General features: G+C 47.0%; 16 protein-coding genes and 1 pseudogene. 3 read left to right on the plus strand and 14 right to left on the minus strand.

Annotated features, from left to right (window positions below; genetic code table 11):
* From ICN24_RS10310 to ICN24_RS00325, 12 genes and pseudogenes are all read right to left on the minus strand, one after another.
* Positions 1-331 (minus strand): annotated as a pseudogene (locus ICN24_RS10310) (amidohydrolase family protein); the annotation flags it as partial.
* 1 nt (position 332) lies between these two features.
* On the minus strand, positions 333-1,673 hold the full coding sequence (locus ICN24_RS00275) for a glycerate kinase (RefSeq protein ID WP_216220586.1): 1,341 nt from the start codon (positions 1,671-1,673) through the stop codon (positions 333-335).
* 9 nt (positions 1,674-1,682) lie between these two features.
* Complete coding sequence (locus ICN24_RS00280; RefSeq protein ID WP_216220588.1) at positions 1,683-3,506, minus strand: ABC transporter ATP-binding protein/permease; 1,824 nt, start codon at positions 3,504-3,506, stop codon at positions 1,683-1,685.
* A 9-nt stretch (positions 3,507-3,515) separates the two neighbouring features.
* Entirely contained in the window at positions 3,516-3,974 is a 459-nt protein-coding gene (nudB, locus tag ICN24_RS00285; protein WP_216220591.1) for a dihydroneopterin triphosphate diphosphatase, read from the minus strand.
* A 28-nt stretch (positions 3,975-4,002) separates the two neighbouring features.
* Entirely contained in the window at positions 4,003-5,802 is a 1,800-nt protein-coding gene (gene aspS, locus ICN24_RS00290) for an aspartate--tRNA ligase (protein WP_216220592.1), read from the minus strand.
* A 16-nt stretch (positions 5,803-5,818) separates the two neighbouring features.
* Positions 5,819-6,472 carry a DUF502 domain-containing protein gene (locus ICN24_RS00295; RefSeq protein WP_216220594.1) on the minus strand — a complete coding sequence of 218 codons (654 nt, stop codon included), beginning with the start codon at positions 6,470-6,472 and terminating at the stop codon, positions 5,819-5,821.
* A 52-nt stretch (positions 6,473-6,524) separates the two neighbouring features.
* A complete protein-coding gene (gene ubiB, locus ICN24_RS00300; protein WP_216220596.1) occupies positions 6,525-8,111 on the minus strand; it encodes a ubiquinone biosynthesis regulatory protein kinase UbiB in 1,587 nt (528 codons plus the stop codon).
* A 3-nt stretch (positions 8,112-8,114) separates the two neighbouring features.
* Positions 8,115-8,732, minus strand: a complete 618-nt coding sequence (locus tag ICN24_RS00305; protein WP_216220598.1) for an SCP2 domain-containing protein — start codon at positions 8,730-8,732, stop codon at positions 8,115-8,117.
* A 53-nt stretch (positions 8,733-8,785) separates the two neighbouring features.
* The gene (locus ICN24_RS00310) at positions 8,786-9,700 is read right to left on the minus strand and encodes a Tim44 domain-containing protein (protein WP_216220600.1); all 915 of its coding nucleotides are present in this window, start codon (positions 9,698-9,700) and stop codon (positions 8,786-8,788) included.
* Positions 9,701-9,767: 67 nt separating this feature from the next.
* Complete coding sequence (gene ubiE, locus ICN24_RS00315) at positions 9,768-10,511, minus strand: bifunctional demethylmenaquinone methyltransferase/2-methoxy-6-polyprenyl-1,4-benzoquinol methylase UbiE (RefSeq protein ID WP_216220602.1); 744 nt, start codon at positions 10,509-10,511, stop codon at positions 9,768-9,770.
* Positions 10,511-10,906, minus strand: coding sequence for a gamma-butyrobetaine hydroxylase-like domain-containing protein (locus ICN24_RS00320; protein ID WP_216220603.1), 396 nt, complete (start codon positions 10,904-10,906; stop codon positions 10,511-10,513). The genes ubiE and ICN24_RS00320 overlap by 1 nt, the downstream gene beginning before the upstream one ends.
* Positions 10,906-14,745 (minus strand): FAD/FMN-binding oxidoreductase, encoded by a 3,840-nt coding sequence (locus tag ICN24_RS00325; RefSeq protein ID WP_216220604.1) that lies wholly within the window; start codon positions 14,743-14,745, stop codon positions 10,906-10,908. The genes ICN24_RS00320 and ICN24_RS00325 overlap by 1 nt, the downstream gene beginning before the upstream one ends.
* A gap of 134 nt (positions 14,746-14,879) precedes the next feature.
* Between ICN24_RS00325 and ilvA the strand changes: the two genes are divergently transcribed.
* Genes ilvA through queF form a run of 3 tightly spaced genes read left to right on the plus strand, consistent with a single transcriptional unit; the run spans position 14,880 to position 18,165 of the window.
* Complete coding sequence (gene ilvA, locus ICN24_RS00330) at positions 14,880-16,400, plus strand: threonine ammonia-lyase, biosynthetic (RefSeq protein ID WP_216220606.1); 1,521 nt, start codon at positions 14,880-14,882, stop codon at positions 16,398-16,400.
* A 12-nt stretch (positions 16,401-16,412) separates the two neighbouring features.
* Entirely contained in the window at positions 16,413-17,321 is a 909-nt protein-coding gene (locus ICN24_RS00335) for a 5'-nucleotidase (protein ID WP_216220607.1), read from the plus strand.
* Positions 17,322-17,337: 16 nt separating this feature from the next.
* Positions 17,338-18,165, plus strand: coding sequence for an NADPH-dependent 7-cyano-7-deazaguanine reductase QueF (gene queF / locus ICN24_RS00340; RefSeq protein WP_216220608.1), 828 nt, complete (start codon positions 17,338-17,340; stop codon positions 18,163-18,165).
* Between the two features lie 93 nt (positions 18,166-18,258).
* Here queF and ssb read toward each other — a convergent pair whose 3' ends face one another.
* Together ssb and ICN24_RS00350 are read right to left on the minus strand one after the other, a co-directional pair.
* Entirely contained in the window at positions 18,259-18,714 is a 456-nt protein-coding gene (gene ssb, locus ICN24_RS00345; RefSeq protein WP_215357521.1) for a single-stranded DNA-binding protein, read from the minus strand.
* 80 nt (positions 18,715-18,794) lie between these two features.
* Positions 18,795-19,979, minus strand: coding sequence for an MFS transporter (locus ICN24_RS00350; RefSeq protein WP_216220609.1), 1,185 nt, complete (start codon positions 19,977-19,979; stop codon positions 18,795-18,797).
* Positions 19,980-20,000 lie beyond the last annotated feature (21 nt).

Raw genomic sequence — 20,000 nt, forward strand, 5'->3', positions numbered from 1 at the left:
TCGCTCCTGCTGGGTATAACTTGAAAGCAACGATGCCTTCTGCTTTTGCTTTGCGCACCTCTTCTGCTGAAGTGTTATCGGTCAGATACAAAGTCATCAAGGGTGTAAAACTTGAAATACCCAATGAATGAAGATTCTGTTGAATACGTGCTTGATATGCTTTTGCCAAATCTACAGTAGTCACTGGAGGCTTCAAATTGGGCATGATGATGGCGCGCGCAAACTGACGTGCAGTATCTGCCAAGACATCCTTCATGACTTCGCCGTCACGAATATGGAGATGCCAATCGTCTGGCTGAATGAGTTCAATTTTAGTGAGGCTGTTGGACATATTATTTATTAAGCAAGATGATGCGGAAGTCATTTACATTCGTTAGTGTAGGGCCAGTTTCCACTAAAGCTCCTAATTCTGCAAAGAAGCCATAACAATCGTGTGCAGCCAAGAATGTTTGTGGCGCAAGCTTTTCGGATTGGCCAGCTTTGCGAATGACACCATCGAACCAAGCGCCCGCATTCTTTTCGCTGCCATCAATTCCATCAGTATCGGCAGCTAAAGCTGCCAGGTTTGGCATGTCTGCGCTAGCAGCTAGCAGCGACAGTAAATACTCACTACAACGACCACCACGCCCCTTGATGCCAGCGGGAATCGTAACGGTGCACTCACCCCCAGAAATCAAGGCCAAGGGCTTATCGGCCTTAGAAAAATGCTCGCGCGCCAATTGCGCATGTGCAATACCCACCTCTTGAGCCTCACCTGTGATTGTGTCGCCCAGAACTATTGGCTCATAACCCATAGCAAGTACATAGTTTGCAGCCGCTTCTAAGCTTTTATATGCCGTTGCAATGACATGATTAGAGACTTGTGCATCTACTAAATCAATATCTTTCAATGTCTCAGGCTTTTCGCCTGCCAAACCTTGCTTGAGATGGTTTAAAACGGAGGCAGGAATTACCTCCTGATTTAAACCATGGCTTTCTAAAATATTGAGCGCATCCAAGTAAGTTGAATAGTCAGCAGCACAAGGACCGCTAGCAATATCTGCTGGCGAATCTCCCGTCACATCTGAAATCAAGAGCGCTTCCACTCTTGCGCCACGAGCGCTTGCAACCCGCGCTAAATTACCCCCTAAGATTGCAGATAAATGCTTACGGACAACATTCATCTCTTCAATAGGGGCACCACTGCGCAGCAATGCTTCAGTGGTTTTGCGCATATCCTCAATCGAGATGCCTTCAACCGGCAAGGTGAGAAGGCTAGAGCCTCCGCCAGAGACCAAGGCAATGAGAACATCTCCTACTTGTAACTGCGTTGCCAGATTTAAGATCGCCTTAGCGCCATCCATACCGGCTTGATCTGGGACTGGGTGCCCGGCTTCCACAATCTGGATATGCGTAGTTGGAGAGCTGTGTCCATAGCGCGTTAGAACGACTCCCTCGATACTTGCTTGAGGCCAATGTGCTTTTGCATAGGTCTCGAGTGCGCTTGCCATGGAAGCGCTAGCTTTACCGGCACCTACTACCAAGCACTTTCCTTTGGGCTCTTGTCCAGCCGGAAATATCTTTGCTAAATATTGCGGAACAATGATTTGCGGATCCGCCACCGCTACAGCAGCCGCAAAGGCATTTTTAAGAATGTCTTCTATGGTAATGGATGGATTATTTAGCTGCGTCATCAAGTTATTCTAATCAAGTGCAGCACGCTCTTGCATTTGCCACATTTCTGAATATCTTCCTTTGGCTGCCAGTAGTTCAAGATGAGTACCGCGCTCAACAATCTGTCCATGCTCCATCACCAAAATTTGGTCAGCATGAACAATAGTGGAGAGTCGATGCGCAATGATGAGGGTTGTACGGTTTTTAGCCAAACTCAGCAACTCTTCCTGAAATGCCCTTTCGGTTTTCGAATCTAAAGCAGAGGTAGCCTCATCAAAAATCAACATAGCTGGCTTTTTGAGCAAGGTTCTGGCAATGGCAACACGCTGCTTCTCACCGCCCGATAATTTCAAGCCTCGCTCACCAACCTGAGTGTCATAACCCTCTGGCAAGCGCTTAATGAAGCCATCAATCTGTGCAGCCCTAGCGGCCTCTTGCACCTCTTCAATTGAGGCCGAAGGATTGCCGTAAGCAATGTTGTAGCCAATCGTGTCATTAAACAAAACGGTGTCTTGGGGAACAATGCCAATTGCTTTGCGCAAACTTGCCTGGGTCACATCTTGAATATTTTGACCATCAATCACAATTTTTCCTGACTGAACATCGTAGAAACGAAAGAGCAGCCTTGCCAAGGTACTCTTACCAGCACCACTTTGTCCTACCACTGCGGTAATCGTACCAGCAGGAATATTAAAGCTGATATCACGCAAAATTTCACGTTTAGCATCGTAATGAAAAGAGACATTCTCAAAACGAACATCAGGGCCATGACCATAATTGTCAATTTTTAGAGGGTGTGCATTGGGTGAGTCTGCAATCTCTTTATCAGTATTGAGTAAAGAGAACATGCGATCCATATCTGTTAATGATTGCTTAATCTCCCGATAGATCACACCCAAAAAGTTCAGTGGGATATACAACTGAATCATTAAGGTATTCACTAGAACCAAATCGCCCAGCGTCATCGTGCCATTAACCACGCCAAGCGTAGCGCGCCACAGAATCAACATCAAACCGATTGCAATAATGATTTGCTGACCAAGATTTAAGAAAGCCAAGGTCTTTTGCGACTTCACCGCAGCGGATTGATAACGCAATAGATTTTCATCATAGCGACTGGCCTCAAAGGCTTCGTTACCAAAATACTTCACTGTCTCAAAATTCAATAAAGAATCAATCGCTTTTTGGTTCGCCTTGGAATCCATATCATTCATGGTGCGGCGATAGTGGGTACGCCACTCTGTGACAACGATGGTAAAAATAATATAAAGGACTAACGCAACTAAAGTGATCGCAGCAAACCAAATATCGTAGGAGTACGCAAAGTAACCCAACACCAAACAGAATTCTATGAGTGTTGGGAGAATGCTATATAGCGAATATGAGATTAGCGATTGAATGCCGCGTGTACCACGTTCTATATCGCGACTTACTCCACCCGTTTGGCGGGCCAAATGAAAACTCAGGGCTAGGGAGTGTAGATGCTCAAACACTTGCAAGGCTACTTTACGCACTGCATTTTGGGTAACGCGTGCAAATAATGCTTCGCGCAATTCAGCAAACAAAGAGGCTGATATTCGTAACAAACCATACGCAATAATGATGCCCACAGGCACAACCAACAAAGCCTGGGGAGAGTCCGCTTTTACATCCAAAGAGTCAATTAACTCTTTCATTAAGATTGGAATACCTAAGTTCGCAAACTTCGCCGCAATGAGGCAGCTCAGCGCCAAAACTACCCGAATACGATATTCCAATAGGTAAGGCAGGAGATCGCGAATCACACGCCAATCACCCCGTTGAGGTGTTTTTGAATCTGCGTTACTACGATGGTGTCCCGATGAATGTCTCATCGTTCTATCTTATTCGCTTCTAGTGGAGTTCGCTGAGAACAATTTCAGAATCGCGTCACCATTGCTAGGCGAAAAACATTTCTTTGCAGCCTGCTCAAATGGCAACCACTCATAAGCTACATGCTCCCGGGGAGCTAGCTTAACGAGGGTATTGTCGGGAACCTGAAGTGCAAACCAATACTCAGTATTACGTGTCACACCGGGCGCATAGCGAAAGCGCCATTCTGGATAAATTTCATACTCGATGTGGTGATGCATATTACGCAGGGCACCAGCCGGCAATTGATCGACAGCAATACCTGTCTCCTCAAAAACCTCACGAGCAGCTGCGAATGCTAAATCTTCGTCAGGCGCATCTAAGCTACCGGTAACCGATTGCCAAAAATCTTTTCGATCTGCACGCTCTATCAATAAAACATCCCCATTCGATTTATAGATGACAACTAAAACCGAAATAGGGATTTTCAAGGTAGCTTGAGGCGCCGCTTAAATAGTTTTAAGCAGCTGGTGTTGCTTGACGCAAACGAATATGTAGCTCACGTAACTGACGCTCATCCACTGGACTAGGAGCTTGGGTCAGCAAGCACTGCGCGCGCTGTGTTTTAGGGAAAGCAATCACATCACGGATGGATTCAGCACCAGTCATCATCGTCACGATGCGATCTAAACCAAACGCAATACCACCGTGAGGAGGTGCACCGTACTGGAGAGCATCCAATAAGAATCCAAATTTTGCTTGCGCCTCTTCAGCGCCAATCTTCAGAGCACGGAATACTTGGCTTTGTACTGCCTCTTGGTGAATACGAACCGATCCGCCACCAATCTCGCTACCGTTAAGTACCATGTCATAGGCTTTCGCCAAGCACTTGCCTGGATCAGATTCCAGATATTGCATATGCTCATCCTTAGGACTGGTGAATGGATGATGGCAAGCAACCCAACGTGCTTCACCTTCATCGTAATCAAACATCGGGAAATCAACGACCCATAACGGCTTCCAGCCTTCAGTAAAGAGACCATGTGCTTTACCCCAAGCAGAATGGCCAATACGCAAACGTAAATTACCAATCGCGTCGTTGACTACCTTTTCTTTATCCGCACCAAAGAAAATAATATCGCCATCTTTAGCACCAGTGCGCTTCAAAATTCCTTCGATAGCAGCATCATGCAAATTCTTCACAATCGGTGATTGCAAACCATTGCGGCCTTCAGCAACCGAATTCACCTTGATCCACGCCAAACCTTTGGCGCCATAGATGCTGACAAACTGAGTGTAGTCATCGATCTCACTACGGCTAATCTCAGCACCACCTGGTACGCATAAGCCCACTACACGGCCGCCAACCTGATTTGCAGCGCCTGAGAACACCTTGAAATCCACGTCTTTCATTAAATCGGTTAATTCGGTGAATTCAAAGTTCACACGTAAATCTGGCTTATCGGAACCAAAGCGCGCCATACCCTCTGAGTAAGGCATGGTCGGGAATGGATTAGGCAATTCCACATTCATCGTTTTCTTGAAAATATGACGAATCATGTTTTCAAATAAATCACGGATTTCCAGTTCGCTCAAGAAAGCCGTTTCACAGTCAATCTGCGTAAATTCAGGCTGACGGTCTGCGCGCAAATCTTCATCGCGGAAGCATTTGGTAATTTGGTAGTAGCGATCAAAACCAGCAACCATCAACAACTGCTTAAACAACTGCGGCGATTGAGGTAACGCAAAGAAATGGCCGTCATGCACACGTGATGGAACCAAATAGTCACGAGCGCCTTCAGGTGTACTCTTAGTGAGCATTGGCGTTTCAATATCAATAAAACCCATATCATCCAAATAGCGACGGCACTCCATAGCGACGTTGTAACGTAAACGCAAATTCTTTTGCATTTGCGGACGACGCAAATCGAGCACACGATGCGTCAAGCGAGTCGTCTCCGATAAATTCTCATCATCCAATTGGAATGGAGGCGTAATAGAAGCATTGAGAATTGCCAAGCTATGGCAAAGAATCTCTACTTTTCCACTGACTAAATCTGTGTTTTCAGTACCGGCAGGACGCGCACGCACAAGGCCTTCAATCTGAATACAGAACTCATTACGCACTTGCTCAGCCAGCGCAAACATTTCTGGACGATCTGGATCGCAGACGACTTGCACAAATCCTTCACGGTCACGCAGGTCAATAAAAATCACGCCTCCATGGTCACGACGGCGATTAACCCATCCGGAGAGAGTAACCTCTTGACCAATCAGTGAATCGGTTACTTGGCCACAAGTATGACTACGCATTGACATAACAATTTCCTATAAATCAAAAATGGTGTGGCGTCTGGCTTGAAGCTAGGCCACTAGAATTATTTGGCGGAACAGAGCCCATTGAAACAATATGTTTCAGAGCCTCTTCTACACTCATCTCCAGCTCAATCGTTTGTGCACGAGGCACGATCATGAAAAAGCCAGAGGTCGGATTAGGGGTGGTTGGCAGAAATACATTCACGTATCCATCGCCTAACTTAGCGGTCACCTCTTTAGCAGGTGTACCCGTCTGAAATGCAATCACCCATGAGTCTGCATGAGGATAACGAATTAATAGCGCTTTACTAAACGCCTGACCACTGCCAGAAAATAAAGTAGAGGAAACTTGCTGAACGCTGGAATAAATAGAGCGAACTACGGGGATGCGATTGACAAATTTGTCCCACACCTTTAGCCACCATTGACCAGCAAAATTAATTGCCAATAATCCGGTTGCCAAAATAACCGCAACTACGATCAAAATGCCAACGCCCGGTAATTCGCGGAAATGCTGCAGGTCAGCAGCAAACTGATGCGGGAAAATGGCGATGATGGCTTGCATCACAGAACCAAAAACACCGTCGAGCAAACCTAAGCCCCAGGTAATCACCCAAATGGTGACCGCCATGGGAGCCCATACGAGAATGCCAGCGATAAAGTATTTTTTCATGTGTTCTGCCTAACCCGCTATTTTAGCGGTTTAGCAGCCAGTCAGCGAGAGACTAATAAATGCGTAGGCCGATGATCAAAATACCGGCCAAAAACCCACCCGCGAATAACAAAGAGCCTACCAAGAGGCGATGTGTGCGTCTTTCCTGCAATAAAAGGGCCTTTAAGACCTCTAATTCACCATTTTGGTCCTGAATTTGGTGTCGCCCTTGCGCCAGGCTATCGGCAATCAAACGCGGTAAAGTCGGCAGGATTTTGGCCCAGGTGGGAGCCTCCTCCTTGATGCCATCCAGTAAACCCCTCCAACCCAGCTGTTTACTGACCCATTTTTCTAGGATCGGCTTGGCGGTCTTCCATAAATCCAAATCGGGGTCTAGCTGACGGGCCAAACCCTCAACATTCAATAGGGTTTTTTGCAATAAGGTGAGTTGCGGCTGAATCTCCACCTTAAATCGACGAGAGGTCTGGAATAAGCGCATCAACACAATACCCAGCGAGATCTCTTTCAAGGGTCTATCAAAATAAGGCTCACAAACTGAACGGACTGCCCCTTCTAATTCTTCAACGCGCGTATTTGCCGGAACCCAACCCGATTCAATATGCAACTCTGCAACCCGGCGGTAATCGCGATTGAAAAATGCTAAAAAGTTCAACGCTAAATAATTTTTATCTAACTCACTCAGCGCACCCACAATACCAAAATCGAGTGAGATGAAGCGGCCAAAAGTTTCAGGCTCTAAGCTGATCATGATATTTCCTGGATGCATATCTGCATGGAAAAATCCATACTCAAACACCTGGGTAAAAAAGATCTCTACGCCATCTGCTGCTAATTTTTTAAAGTCCACACCCGCTGCGCGTAATTCCGCGGTGCGGCCAATCGATATGCCATGCATTCTCTCCATGACAATCACATTGGTATGGCATAAATCCCAATACATCTCTGGAATCATGAGCTTTTTGGAATCGACAAAATAGCGACGCAACTGGCTGGCATTTGCCGCCTCGCGCATCAGATCCAACTCATCATGCAAGTACGTATCGAATTCTGCGACATTCTCACGCGGTTTTAAGCGGCGTCCGTCTTCAGAACTCTTTTCGATGATTTTTGCCAAGTCATACATCAAGGCAAGATCACCCTCAATGACCGGCAAGATGCCAGGGCGCAAGACCTTGATTGCTACAGCTTTATCAGCCCACTCTGGATGTTTTTCGGTCGCCCGCAAGACTCCAAAATGCACTTGGGCAACCGAAGCACTGGCTACTGGTGTGGCATCAAAACTAATAAAGATCTCTTCAATTGACTGACCTAAGGCTTCTTCAATCAAACGACGGGATTCTGCATTTGAAAAAGGTGGGACCTGATCTTGCAACTTAGCCAACTCATTAGAAATATCTTCTGGCAGTAGGTCACGACGCGTTGAGAGCACCTGACCAAACTTCACAAAAATTGGGCCTAGTGCCTCGAGTGTTAAACGGATACGTTCGCCTCTAGGTAAGTTGGTACCTGGAGATGTCCAGCACACAACCGTTAAAAAGCTACGGCTAATTCCAGGCTTGAGTACATCGCGTAATAAGGGCAATAAGCCATAACGCCATGCGGTAAAAAAAATGAAAGACAGACGAGCAAGTCGACGCACGATTTATTTAGCCTTTTGCTCTAAAAATTGAATGCGCTTTTCCAAGCGATCCACAGAATCTCGTAATTCATTTAAAGCAGATTTACGAACCATAAAATCTCGTTTATTCAAAAGCACTTTCTTCTCTTCGCTGACATACTCAAGGACATTGTCCAGCAAGTCTGTTGCTGCAGATTTAGTAGCTGTGACAAAACGCTTACCCTGCTGGACAGCAAAATGCGCCGGCGCATCTCCAACCAAGCGTGCCAAGTCCTCTTCATACTCCCAGCGCAGCTGGCCAGCCAAACGTCCAATCAATTGTGCCAAGTCGGCATCGCCAGTAATTTTGACGGCCTTAAACGCCTGTTCTTTTAAATTGCCAGGACTAGCCATTAAATCACTCAGGGCTTTTGCAGACACCTCCAGCGCAAGTGATGGAGCTTCTAAGTCCTTTAGAACACCCAAGGATCCGCTCGGCTTAATTTCAAAGCATAGCTTACCAACTGGGATCTGGAGCAGCACTGTTTTGCCTTGATGCTTGGCTAACTCGGCACAAGCCCAAGGTTCATTCTTCAATACATGATTAATCCCCCGGCAAGCAGCGCTGGCAGCAATCGTATGGGAGGAAGACAAAGTGTTCATTAGTGTAAAAAACCCGCACGAAGGCGGGTTTTCCTGCGGAAAGTACCTAAAGCTTAAACCAACTGAGAGATACCCGCTAGTACCCAGCCTCCAGGGCCTTCTACCGGCTTGCTTAAATTCCAGATTTCCGAAAAGTCCGTTGCAGGAGCGCCTGGTTGTTCACAAATCACGCCGCTGAACTGAACGCTACAGAAATAATGCGCTTCACTTGTTTCAATACCCAATAAACGGGCATTAATCGTGATGACGTCTGTCTGGTTCACGCTATCAGAGCGTCCTGCCAAATCCTGACGAATGGTGGCAAACATCTCGGGCGTCGTGAATTCTTGTAATGAAGGAAGATCGCCCAAATCCCAGGCTTTTTGTAATGTCACAAAGTACTGCTTCGCATTTTCTAAAAAGGTGCGCTCGTCAAAGCCAGGGGGTAAGGTGGATTGAAAATCTTTTGGATCGGCACTCACGCCTGCAAAGGCATTGGCTGCCGGAGTAAATCCAGGCTCTTGTCTTGGCACTTGATCCAGATTTGCTCTTTGCATGCCTGAGCTTGGGATTTGGCCAGGCTGAACGGCACTAGACATTGCAGGCAACAATTTACGAATGAGAAACATGATTACAAAACCTACCAACATTGCAATCAGCAAGCCAGTAATCAGGGATGAAGCAGCCTCACCCAAACCAAAATGGGATAGGAGATAACCAATCCCCAAACCCGCAGCCAACCCGCCCAAAATTCCGCCCATACCGCCAAAGCGACTGGGTGGAGGTGTCTGTGGAACAGCTGGTGCCGGATTTGTAGCTTGTGCTGGCTGGGCCGGCTTTTGCACAGGTGCAGCCTGTTTTTGTATAGGGGCACTGGGTGCGCGACCAAAACTTCTACCGCCACCAAGACGCGCTGCATCGACTGAACTAATAGATGCAAATACTAGCGTTAAGCTTAAAAAAATTGCTTTGAAAAAATGTTTATTCATTTTTTGTAACCCCTCTGATAACTGCTGTACTTCTTTAGCTTTTAAGAGTTTAAAAACTATATGACTTTCAGTATTTAATACCAATATGTAAGGCAACGATACCCCCAGTCATTCTGTGGGTTTCAACTTCATTAAAGCCAACACCCAGCATCATGTCTTTTAAGGTTTCGGCATCCGGGTGCATCCGAATCGACTCCGCTAAATAGCGATAGCTTTCAGAGTCTTGTGCAATCTTCTCGCCAAGCCAAGGCAATACTTTGAATGAATAGGCGTCATACACAGGCTGCAAGAATGCATCGGGCTTGGAAAACTCTAAAACTAAAACTCGACCACCTGGTTTGATGACTCGACACATCTCACCCAAGGCAACATCTTTGTGAGTCATGTTACGCAAACCAAAGGCAACAGTGACGACGTCAAAATGATTATTCGGGAAAGGAATTTTTTCTGCATCAAACTGAACACAAGGCAAGGCCATGCCGCGATCGAGCAGACGATCACGCCCAACACCCAACATCGATGCATTGATATCACTAAGCCAAACCTGTGCTTCTGGGTTTTTTCCCCAGTCAGTCGCTTTTGCAAATGCAGCAGCCAAATCACCAGTACCGCCGGCAATATCTAACACTTTTTGACCAGGACGAACATTAGCCCTGGCAATCGTAATTTTTTTCCAAACACGGTGTAAACCAAAGGACATCAAGTCATTCATCACGTCATATTTACTAGCGACTGAGTGAAATACCTCGGCGACTTTTCCGGCCTTCTCAGCCTCATCAACGCTTTGATATCCGAAGTGGGTTTTACTCATTAGTGACTTCCACAAGAATGGCCATGTGTATGACCGGTCTGCGCCATTGGTGCATCTCGATCAAGACCTGCTGCTGCTAATTTAGCTAAATGCTCTTTCCATACCTGCTCTTGGTTTTCGCACAAGTAATGCAAGAACTCCCAGGAATACAAGCCTGAATCGTGCCCGTCAGAAAAAGTAGGCTTCAAGGCATAACGACCTACCGGCTCAAGGCTCGAAATCAATACGTCGCGCTTGCCAGTTTGCAGCGTTTCCTGACCGGGTCCATGCCCTTGCACTTCAGCAGAGGGTGAAACCACACGCAGCAACTCAAAAGGCAAGCGATAGGAAGCGCCCTCGTAAGAAAGCTCTAAAACCTTTGACTGTTGATGCACAACAATATTATTTGGAATCATTAGACCAAGACCCTTTCAATACCGCCTTGATTGGCTTTAGCAACATAGTCTTGCATCCAGTTTTCACCCAGAAGTTTCTGGGCCATTTCGACTACGATGTAATCGGCAGTGGTATCACTATCTGCATCAAAACGGGTTAAGCCTTGCAAGCAGGAAGGACAACTAGTGAGCACCTTAACATCGCCAGTGAAATTGTCCTTGCGCAAATCATTCGCGCCTTTTTCCATTTCAATCTGCTTACGGAAACGTACTTGAGTCGAAATATCAGGACGTGTCACGGCCAAGGTGCCAGACTCACCGCAGCAACGGTCATTCTTTCCAATGGCTTTGCCATCTTCTAACTGAATGAGTTCATTTACTGTCTTCAAAGGATCTTGCAACTTCATCGGGGAGTGGCAAGGATCGTGATACATATACTTCACACCAGTTACTCCAGAAAGCTTAACGCCCTTCTCGGCCAAGAATTCGTGGATGTCGATAATGCGGCACCCAGGGAATATTTGCTCAAACTGATAACCCGCTAGCTGGTCATAACAAGTGCCGCAAGAAACGACTACGGTTTTGATATCCAAATAGTTCAAGGTGTTAGCCACTCGGTGAAAAAGGACGCGGTTATCCGTAATCATCTTCTCCGCTTTATCAAAATCACCATTGCCACGCTGTGGATAGCCGCAACATAAGTAGCCAGGAGGCAGGACCGTTTGCACGCCGACATTCCACAACATCGCTTGAGTAGCCAAGCCCACTTGAGAGAACAAGCGCTCCGATCCACATCCAGGGAAATAGAAGACCGCCTCAGTATCGGCAGAAGTAGTCTTCGGATCGCGAATAATCGGTACGTAATTGGCATCCTCAATATCCAAGAGCGCACGGGCTGTTTTCTTCGGCAAATTACCCGGCATCTTCTTATTTACAAAGAAAATAACCTGCTCTTTAATGCTTGGCTTACCTACGGTTGCCGGAGGATGCGCAGTTTGTTTTTTTGCAAACTTACGTAATACGTCATTGCCTAAGCGCTGCAATTTATAGCCCCAGCCAATCATTGCCTTGCGCGCCAAATGAATAGTCTCAGGACTAGTGGCATTTAAGAAGAACATGGAAGCTGCAGTACCCGGATTGAAACGTTGCTGCCCCATCTTGCGCAAGAGATTGCGCATATTCATAGTGACATCACCAAAGTCAATTTTCACTGGACACGGGGTCAAGCACTTGTGGCAAACCGTGCAGTGAGCTGCAACGTCATCAAACATTTCCCAATGACGAATCGAAACGCCACGACGGGTTTGCTCTTCGTATAAAAATGCTTCGATCAACAAGGAAGTAGCCAAAATTTTGTCACGCGGGCTATACAGCAAGTTTGCACGTGGCACATGCGTTGAGCAAACTGGCTTGCACTTCCCGCAACGTAAACAATCTTTCACGCTATCAGCAATCGCGCCAATATCACTCTGCTGCATGATGATAGATTCATGTCCCATCAACCCAAAGCTAGGCGTATAGGCCATGCTGAGGTCAGCATGCGGCATCAACTTGCCTTTATTAAAGCGACCTTCAGGGTCAACGCGGTTCTTGTAACTGCGGAAGTCTTTTAATTCTGCTTCAGTCAAGTACTCCAACTTAGTAATACCAATGCCGTGTTCACCAGAAATCACGCCATCTAATGAGCGAGCCAACCTCATGATGCGGTCAACTGCGCGATGGGCATCTTGCAACATCTCATAGTCATCCGAGTTCACTGGAATATTGGTATGTACGTTTCCATCTCCTGCGTGCATATGCAATGCAACAAAGACACGTTTACGCAAAATATTTTTATGAATCGCCTCTAACTCGGCCAGGATTGGTTCAAAAGCCAAGCCGCCGAAAATGATACGCAACTCTGAACGAACTTCTTCTTTCCATGAAGCGCGCAAACTGTAATTCTGTAGTTGCGGAAAATAATGATCCATCTGCGTGAGCCAGTCAGCCCAGCGAGTACGTACCTTGGCTATGAGCTCTAAAGCCTGTTGAACGCGGTCACCTAAGATTTCCGCTGTTGGGATTTCATAGTCATCCTCACTCTTACCCAATGGCAAGGCGCTTTTTTTCAAAAAGGCTTCGAGGCCATCCAGAACTTGTAATTTGTTCTTTAGAGACAGTTCGATATTGATGCGATCGATGCCATCGGTGTATTCACCCATCCGCGGCAAAGGAATCACCACATCCTCATTGATCTTAAAGGCATTAGTGTGGCGTGCAATCGCTGCTGTGCGAGCACGATCCAACCAGAACTTCTTACGGGCCTCAGCACTAACTGCCACAAAACCTTCACCCACACGTAAGTTCGCCATGCGCACTACTTCACTGGTTGCAGCAGCAACAGCCTCTTCGTCATCACCAGCAATATCACCAATCAATACCATCTTCGGCAAGCTATTGCGCTTAGATTTAGTGGAATAACCCACCGCTCTCAAGTAGCGATCATCTAAGTGCTCAAGGCCAGCCAAAATAGGGCCGCCTTGCTTGCTTAAACCATCCAAGTAAGCCTTGATCTCCACAATACTTGGAATAGCTTCGCGCGCTTGACCAAAGAACTCTAAGCAAACAGTGCGCATAAATTTAGGCATGCGATGCAATACCCAAGTTGCGCTGGTGATCAAACCATCACAACCTTCTTTTTGTACGCCTGGTAAGCCAGACAAAAATTTGTCGGTAACGTCTTTACCCAAGCCTTCTTTGCGGAATCGTTTACCTTCAACTTCTAATATTTCAGTTTTCAAAATGCGTTGGCCAGGCTCACTATTGCCATCAGACCAAATCAATTCAAAACGAACTAACTCTGCATCATGAATCTTACCGAGGTTGTGATCAAGACGAATAACATCCAACCAATTACCTTCAGGATCCACCATGCGCCAGCTGGCTAAGTTATCCAGAGCAGTGCCCCAAAGAACAGCTTTCTTACCGCCCGCATTCATGGCGATATTGCCGCCGATGCAACTTGCATCAGCAGAAGTAGGATCAACCGCAAACACAAGGCCAGCATGCTCTGCAGCATCTGATACGCGACGCGTGACAACGCCAGCACCAGTAAAGATGGTGGAGACTGCGTGATCTACACCCGGTAGATGTTTACTCTTCACGCCATCGATTTGTTGCAGCTTCTCAGTGTTGATGACTGCAGACATTGCATACAAGGGGATCGCACCGCCTGTATATCCAGTGCCTCCTCCACGAGGAATAATCGTGAGACCCAAATCCACGCACGCTTTTACCAAGCCAGGAATTTCAGATTCGTAATCCGGCTTAAGTACGACTAGCGGAAACTCAACACGCCAGTCAGTTGCATCGGTTACGTGTGCAGCGCGTGATACGCCATCAAAACAAATATTGTCACTAGCGGTGTGACGACCGAGTTCTTTACGAGCACGCTTACGAATTTGCTCAACTTCTTTGAAGCCGTTCTCAAAACTCTCGATTGCGCGATAGGCAGCGCTTAATAAAATTTCGACCTGCTCTGCAGAGTCTCCGTTATTACGCTTCTTTACTTCGCCTAGGCGATGCCAGAGGGCATCGATCAATTGTTTACGACGCTCGGGGCTGTCTAGTAAATCATCTTGTAAGAATGGGTTGCGTTGAACCACCCAAATATCACCCAGAATTTCAAACAACATGCGAGCGGAGCGACCGGTGCGACGAACACCACGCAGCTCATTCAGAACGCGCCAAGACTCCTCGCCCAATAAGCGAATAACGATCTCTCGGTCAGAAAAAGAGGTGTAGTTGTAGGGAATTTCACGAAGACGGGGGGAACCTGCCTCAGCATCCAACAACTGGTTCAAAGCTAGTGGTGCGTTCATAGCGACATATTTGATAAATAAGCATTTTAATTGAGTGAACCTGATAGTGGCAGGAAACCAAGAAAGTTGCTGCCGGAATCCATAAACCCTTGCAAATCTAAGGGCTTAGGGGTCATCCGTGGTACGCTCATTGGATGGCAACGAACTATTTAAAGAAAATTTTATCGGCTCGCGTCTATGACGTGGCCAGGGAAACTGAGCTACAGCTCGCCCCAGAACTTACCAAGCGCTTAGGTAACAGGGTCTTACTCAAAAGAGAGGACAACCAGCCGGTTTTCTCCTTCAAACTGCGGGGCGCCTATAACAAAATGGCCCATTTACCCCCAGAAGCCTTAAAACGTGGGGTTATTGCTGCTTCTGCAGGTAATCACGCTCAGGGCGTGGCCCTCTCAGCAGCCAAAATGAAGTGCAAGGCCGTCATCGTGATGCCGGTAACAACTCCCAGCGTCAAAATTGATGCGGTCAAGGCTCGGGGTGGCTCTTGGACAGAAATCATCCTGCACGGGGAATCCTATAGCGATGCCTTCCAGCATTCCGAGGCAATTGCTAAAAAACGGGGTCTCACCTTTGTGCACCCATTTGATGATCCAGACGTCATCGCTGGGCAAGGCACTATCGCCCAAGAAATTTTTGCGCAACATCCAGAACCGATTGATGCCGTATTTGTCGCTATTGGGGGTGGTGGCCTGATTGCTGGTATTGGTGAGTATGTCAAGGCGGTTAGCCCAAAAACAAAAGTGATCGGGGTGCAAGCTTCCGACTCTGATGCTATGAATCAATCCCTCAAAGCAGGTAAGCGCATTGAGATGAAAGATGTCGGACTGTTTTCTGACGGTACGGCAGTTAAATTAGTTGGTAAAGAAACTTTTCGTATTTGCAAAAAAGTGGTTGATGAAATTATCACCGTCGACACTGATGAAATCTGTGCGGCTATTAACGATGTATTTACGGATACCCGCAGCATCCTTGAACCCGCTGGCGCTCTAGCCATTGCAGGCATGAAGAAGTATGTTGAGAAAAAGCGCATTCAGAAAAAAACTTTAGTGGCCGTGGCTTGCGGCGCCAATATGAACTTCAGCCGCCTGCGCTTTGTGGCAGAACGTGCAGACGTTGGTGAGTTCCGTGAAGCAGTATTCGCAGTAACGATTCCTGAAGAGCGCGGGTCTTTCAAACGATTCTGTGAATTACTTGGCAAACGTAATGTCACCGAATTTAACTATCGCATTGGCGATCAAAGTGAAGCGCATATTTTTGTCGGCATCAGTACGCAAAAGGCGGGTGATAGTGAGGCCATTGCAAAACATTTCCGTAAAGCAAAGTTTGCAACGATCGATCTTACGCACGATGAGTTGGCAAAATCGCATTTACGCCACATGGTCGGTGGGCACTCGGCACTTGCTAAAGATGAATTGCTCTATCGCTTTGAATTCCCAGAGCGCCCTGGTGCTTTAATGAAATTCCTCACTAGCATGGCGCCAAACTGGAACATCAGCCTATTCCACTACCGCAACCATGGCGCGGACTACGGCCGTATCTTGGTTGGCATACAGGTTCCCAAGAACGAGCAAAAGAAATTCCAAAAATTCTTAACTACTTTGGGCTACCCACATTGGGATGAAAGCAACAACCCAGCTTATCGCCTATTTCTGAAATAAGGCAAATCAACGATGTCATACACACTCACCGGAAAACTTGTCGTAGCGATCTCTTCGCGCGCCCTGTTCGACTTTGAAGAAGAAAATCGCATCTTCGAATCGACCGATGACAGTGCCTATATGAAATTACAGCTAGAGCGCCTGAGTGAAGCAGCTCAAAAAGGGGTGGCCTTCCCTTTAGTCAAAAAATTACTCGCTTTTAATGAAGAAGGTGAACAGCGAGTGGAAGTGGTTATTCTCTCGCGCAACGATCCCGTTAGTGGCTTGCGCGTCTTCCGCTCTGCCGAGCACCATGGCTTACATCTGGAGCGCGGCGTATTTACCAGAGGCAGACCTCCATACCATTACCTGCGCTCACTCCACGCAAACCTCTTCTTATCTGCAAATGAAGATGATGTGCGCGCAACTATTGATGCAGGCTTTCCAGCTGCACGGGTGTATCCAGAGTCGAGCAAAACGGCAGAGTCTCATCCCAATGAAATCCGCATCGCTTTTGACGGAGACGCAGTGCTCTTCTCTGATGAGGCTGAGCAAGTGTTTCAGAAAAAAGGGTTAGAGGCTTTTGTGGATCACGAAAGCAAGAAGGTCGATATTCCCTTGCCACCGGGACCCTTTAAGCCACTCTTAGAAGCGCTCCATAGACTACAGCGCTCTACCAGTGAGAATGGCATGCGCATTCGGACAGCTTTAGTGACTGCGCGCTCTGCACCTGCACATGAACGGGCAATCCGCACACTCATGGCCTGGGGTATTGATGTTGATGAAGCGATGTTCTTAGGCGGCCTTTCTAAGAGCGAGTTCTTAAGAGAGTTTGAGCCCGACTTTTTCTTTGATGATCAAACTGGGCATTGCCAATCAGCAGCCTCTGTTGCCCCGACAGGCCACGTTGTGTCCGGCGTCTCAAACAAACCTAAGCAGTAAGTAAGCAAAGTAAGTTATGGCAACCATTCCACTTGGACAATCAACCCAATATCCAGATCAATACGATCCAGGTCTGTTATTTCCGATTCCCAGAATGGAGAATCGCAAGAAACTGGGCTTGAGAGAGGGTCAAGCATTACCCTTTGTGGGAGTGGATATTTGGAATGCCTTTGAACTCAGTTGGCTCAATCCAAAAGGAAAGCCTCAAATTGCATTAGCAGAGTTTCAAATTCCAGCCGACTCTCCCAATATGATTGAGTCTAAATCTTTCAAACTCTTTCTCAATAGTCTCAATAGCGCACGCTTTGAAAATGAGAACGAAGTTAAGGCAAGGCTCATTACAGATTTATCGGCAGTGGCTGGTAGCAAAATCACTACACGTATACACTCAAGTGAAGCAGTCGCCAAAAAAGGGATGCAAGAAATGGGCGGCATCTTAATGGACAGACTTGATATTGAGATCGACCCCAGCTTGCCTGCCGATCCAAGCCTACTTAGCGTGAATGAGTCCTTTGGCCCCATCGAACAATGCTTGGTATCTCACTTACTGAAGTCCAACTGCCCCGTAACCGGTCAACCAGACTGGGCTAGCGTACAGATTCGTTATCAAGGCCGCCCTATTTTGGAAGAAGGCTTGTTGCGCTATCTGATTGGCTTTAGACAGCTCGGTGAATTTCATGAGCACTGCGTTGAAACGATCTTTACGGATATCAAACGTCAGTGCAAACCAGAAAAGCTTTCTGTGTATGCGCGATATACGCGCCGTGGCGGTTTAGATATCAACCCATTCCGCACCGATCACAATGCAGCATGGCCTGAAAATATCCGGCATGCACGCCAATAAATACTTTTAATGTAGGCAAATAAAAAACCCCTTGTAGGAAGTCCTAAAAGGGGTTTTTGCTATTACGGTAAGGACCGCACTAGTCGGCGTTACTTAAAACGGAATATCGTCATCCATTGCGCCAAGCGATGCCGCGTTCGATGAAGCTGGCGCAGACTGCTCAGCCGGCTTTGAGCGGCTATAACTTTCGCCACCATCACCACTGCCGCCTACTGGCTTGCCACCAAGCATTTGCATCGTTTCTGCAACGATCTCAGTGGAATACTTTTCTTGGCCACTGGCATCAGTCCATTTACGCGTGCGCAAACGACCTTCAACATAAACTTGCGAACCTTTTTTGAGGTACTGACCAGCGATTTCAGCAAGCTTGCCAAAGAATGCAACGCGATGCCATTCTGTGGTTTCTTTCATTTCGCCAGTTTGTTTGTCTTTGTAGCGATCAGATGTTGCTACTGAAATATTTGTAACGGCGTCGCCGCTTGGCATGTAACGCGTTTCTGGATCACGTCCTACGTTACCTACGATGATGACCTTATTTACCGAAGCCATGTTGTCTCCCGAAGAAAAATACTGCTGTTATTACTGCTAAAAATAAACTGCTCGCTTAAATTCAATTAATGAAGCTGCGGTTATGTCTTTGTGGCTACATCCTTGGATTCTGTTGCTCTCGTTGGCATTTCACCCATCGACCAGGCAATTATAAGCCAGCAAACTAAGAGCACCGCACCCATTACAAAGACCGATAACTGGCCATGGCTATCCATCAAGTAACCGCCCAAAGCAGCACCTGTAAACAGGCCAATTGACTGCGTCGTGTTGTATACGCCTAAGGCGGTGCCCTTGGATTCTTTTGCAAAACGCGAGACCAAAGATGGCTGCAAGGCTTCTAGTAAGTTAAAGCCTACGAAATAAACCAATAATGCAATTGCAATCGAGCTAATAGAAGCGGTATTCGTAAACAGAATTTCTGCAATCAATAACAACACAATTGCAAATAACAAAATAGAGCGTAACTGTTGCTTCTTCTCACCAAAAATCAAAATCGGTGCCATGAAAAAAAATGACAGTAAAACAACTGGCAAGTAAATTTCCCAATGTGAAGAAAGGGGTAAGCCAGCTTGAACGAGTAAACGGGGCACAACCAAAAACATCGCTACTTGGGTGGCATGCAAGACAAACACGCCAATATTCAGTCGGACCAATTCAGGGCGAAAAAACACTTCTTTCAAAGAAGCCTGCTGTACTTTTACTTCTGGCTTGTTTGATGGCAAAACGTAGTAAGTCACAAATATCGCCATCACACCCAAAATCGCGAGAACCATAAAAATGCCACTCAAACTAATGACGCGATAAATCGGCGCAGCAATCACTAAAGATAATGCAAATGACAAGGCAATACTGCCGCCAACCAGAGCCATTGCCCGCGTTCTCACCTGTTCTCGGGTAAGGTCGGCCACCCAAGCGGAGATAGCGGCTGAGACAGCGCCCGCGCCCATTACTCCACGCCCGATGGCGATCCAGAGCAAATCATCCTTGGCAGCGCAAATGAGGGCACCAGCCACAAACAAGGATAGGCCCCATAAAACAACGGGTTTGCGGCCGATCCGATCAGATAAGCGCCCCAAAGGGATGTAAAAGCAGGCCTGAACAATATTGAAAATCCCCAGCGTCAAACCAACCCAAAGGGCATGCTCGCCACCGGGCAAGCCCCGTGCATGAAGACTAAAGACGGGCAAAAGCAAAAACAGGCCCAGCATACGGAGCCCGAAGATGCCTGCTAAGGCCAGAGTGGAGCGAAGTTCAGAAGGATTCATGGGAAAGGGCTATATTAACAA

This window comes from Polynucleobacter sp. UK-Kesae-W10 (assembly GCF_018881575.1).
Taxonomy (GTDB): Bacteria; Pseudomonadota; Gammaproteobacteria; order Burkholderiales; family Burkholderiaceae; genus Polynucleobacter.

What these genes read in the sequence shown, in the direction of transcription:
- ICN24_RS00275 (WP_216220586.1), bottom strand. Translation starts at nt 1,673, where the DNA reads ATGACGCAGCTAAATAATCCATCCATTACCATAGAAGACATTCTTAAA.
- ICN24_RS00350 (WP_216220609.1), bottom strand. Translation starts at nt 19,979, where the DNA reads ATGAATCCTTCTGAACTTCGCTCCACTCTGGCCTTAGCAGGCATCTTC.
- ICN24_RS00280 (WP_216220588.1), bottom strand. Translation starts at nt 3,506, where the DNA reads ATGAGACATTCATCGGGACACCATCGTAGTAACGCAGATTCAAAAACA.
- ubiE (WP_216220602.1), bottom strand. Translation starts at nt 10,511, where the DNA reads ATGAGTAAAACCCACTTCGGATATCAAAGCGTTGATGAGGCTGAGAAG.
- ICN24_RS00335 (WP_216220607.1), top strand. Translation starts at nt 16,413, where the DNA reads ATGTCATACACACTCACCGGAAAACTTGTCGTAGCGATCTCTTCGCGC.
- ICN24_RS00295 (WP_216220594.1), bottom strand. Translation starts at nt 6,472, where the DNA reads ATGAAAAAATACTTTATCGCTGGCATTCTCGTATGGGCTCCCATGGCG.
- queF (WP_216220608.1), top strand. Translation starts at nt 17,338, where the DNA reads ATGGCAACCATTCCACTTGGACAATCAACCCAATATCCAGATCAATAC.
- ICN24_RS00320 (WP_216220603.1), bottom strand. Translation starts at nt 10,906, where the DNA reads ATGATTCCAAATAATATTGTTGTGCATCAACAGTCAAAGGTTTTAGAG.
- ICN24_RS00305 (WP_216220598.1), bottom strand. Translation starts at nt 8,732, where the DNA reads ATGAACACTTTGTCTTCCTCCCATACGATTGCTGCCAGCGCTGCTTGC.
- ICN24_RS00325 (WP_216220604.1), bottom strand. Translation starts at nt 14,745, where the DNA reads ATGAACGCACCACTAGCTTTGAACCAGTTGTTGGATGCTGAGGCAGGT.
- ilvA (WP_216220606.1), top strand. Translation starts at nt 14,880, where the DNA reads ATGGCAACGAACTATTTAAAGAAAATTTTATCGGCTCGCGTCTATGAC.
- aspS (WP_216220592.1), bottom strand. Translation starts at nt 5,802, where the DNA reads ATGTCAATGCGTAGTCATACTTGTGGCCAAGTAACCGATTCACTGATT.
- ICN24_RS00310 (WP_216220600.1), bottom strand. Translation starts at nt 9,700, where the DNA reads ATGAATAAACATTTTTTCAAAGCAATTTTTTTAAGCTTAACGCTAGTA.
- ssb (WP_215357521.1), bottom strand. Translation starts at nt 18,714, where the DNA reads ATGGCTTCGGTAAATAAGGTCATCATCGTAGGTAACGTAGGACGTGAT.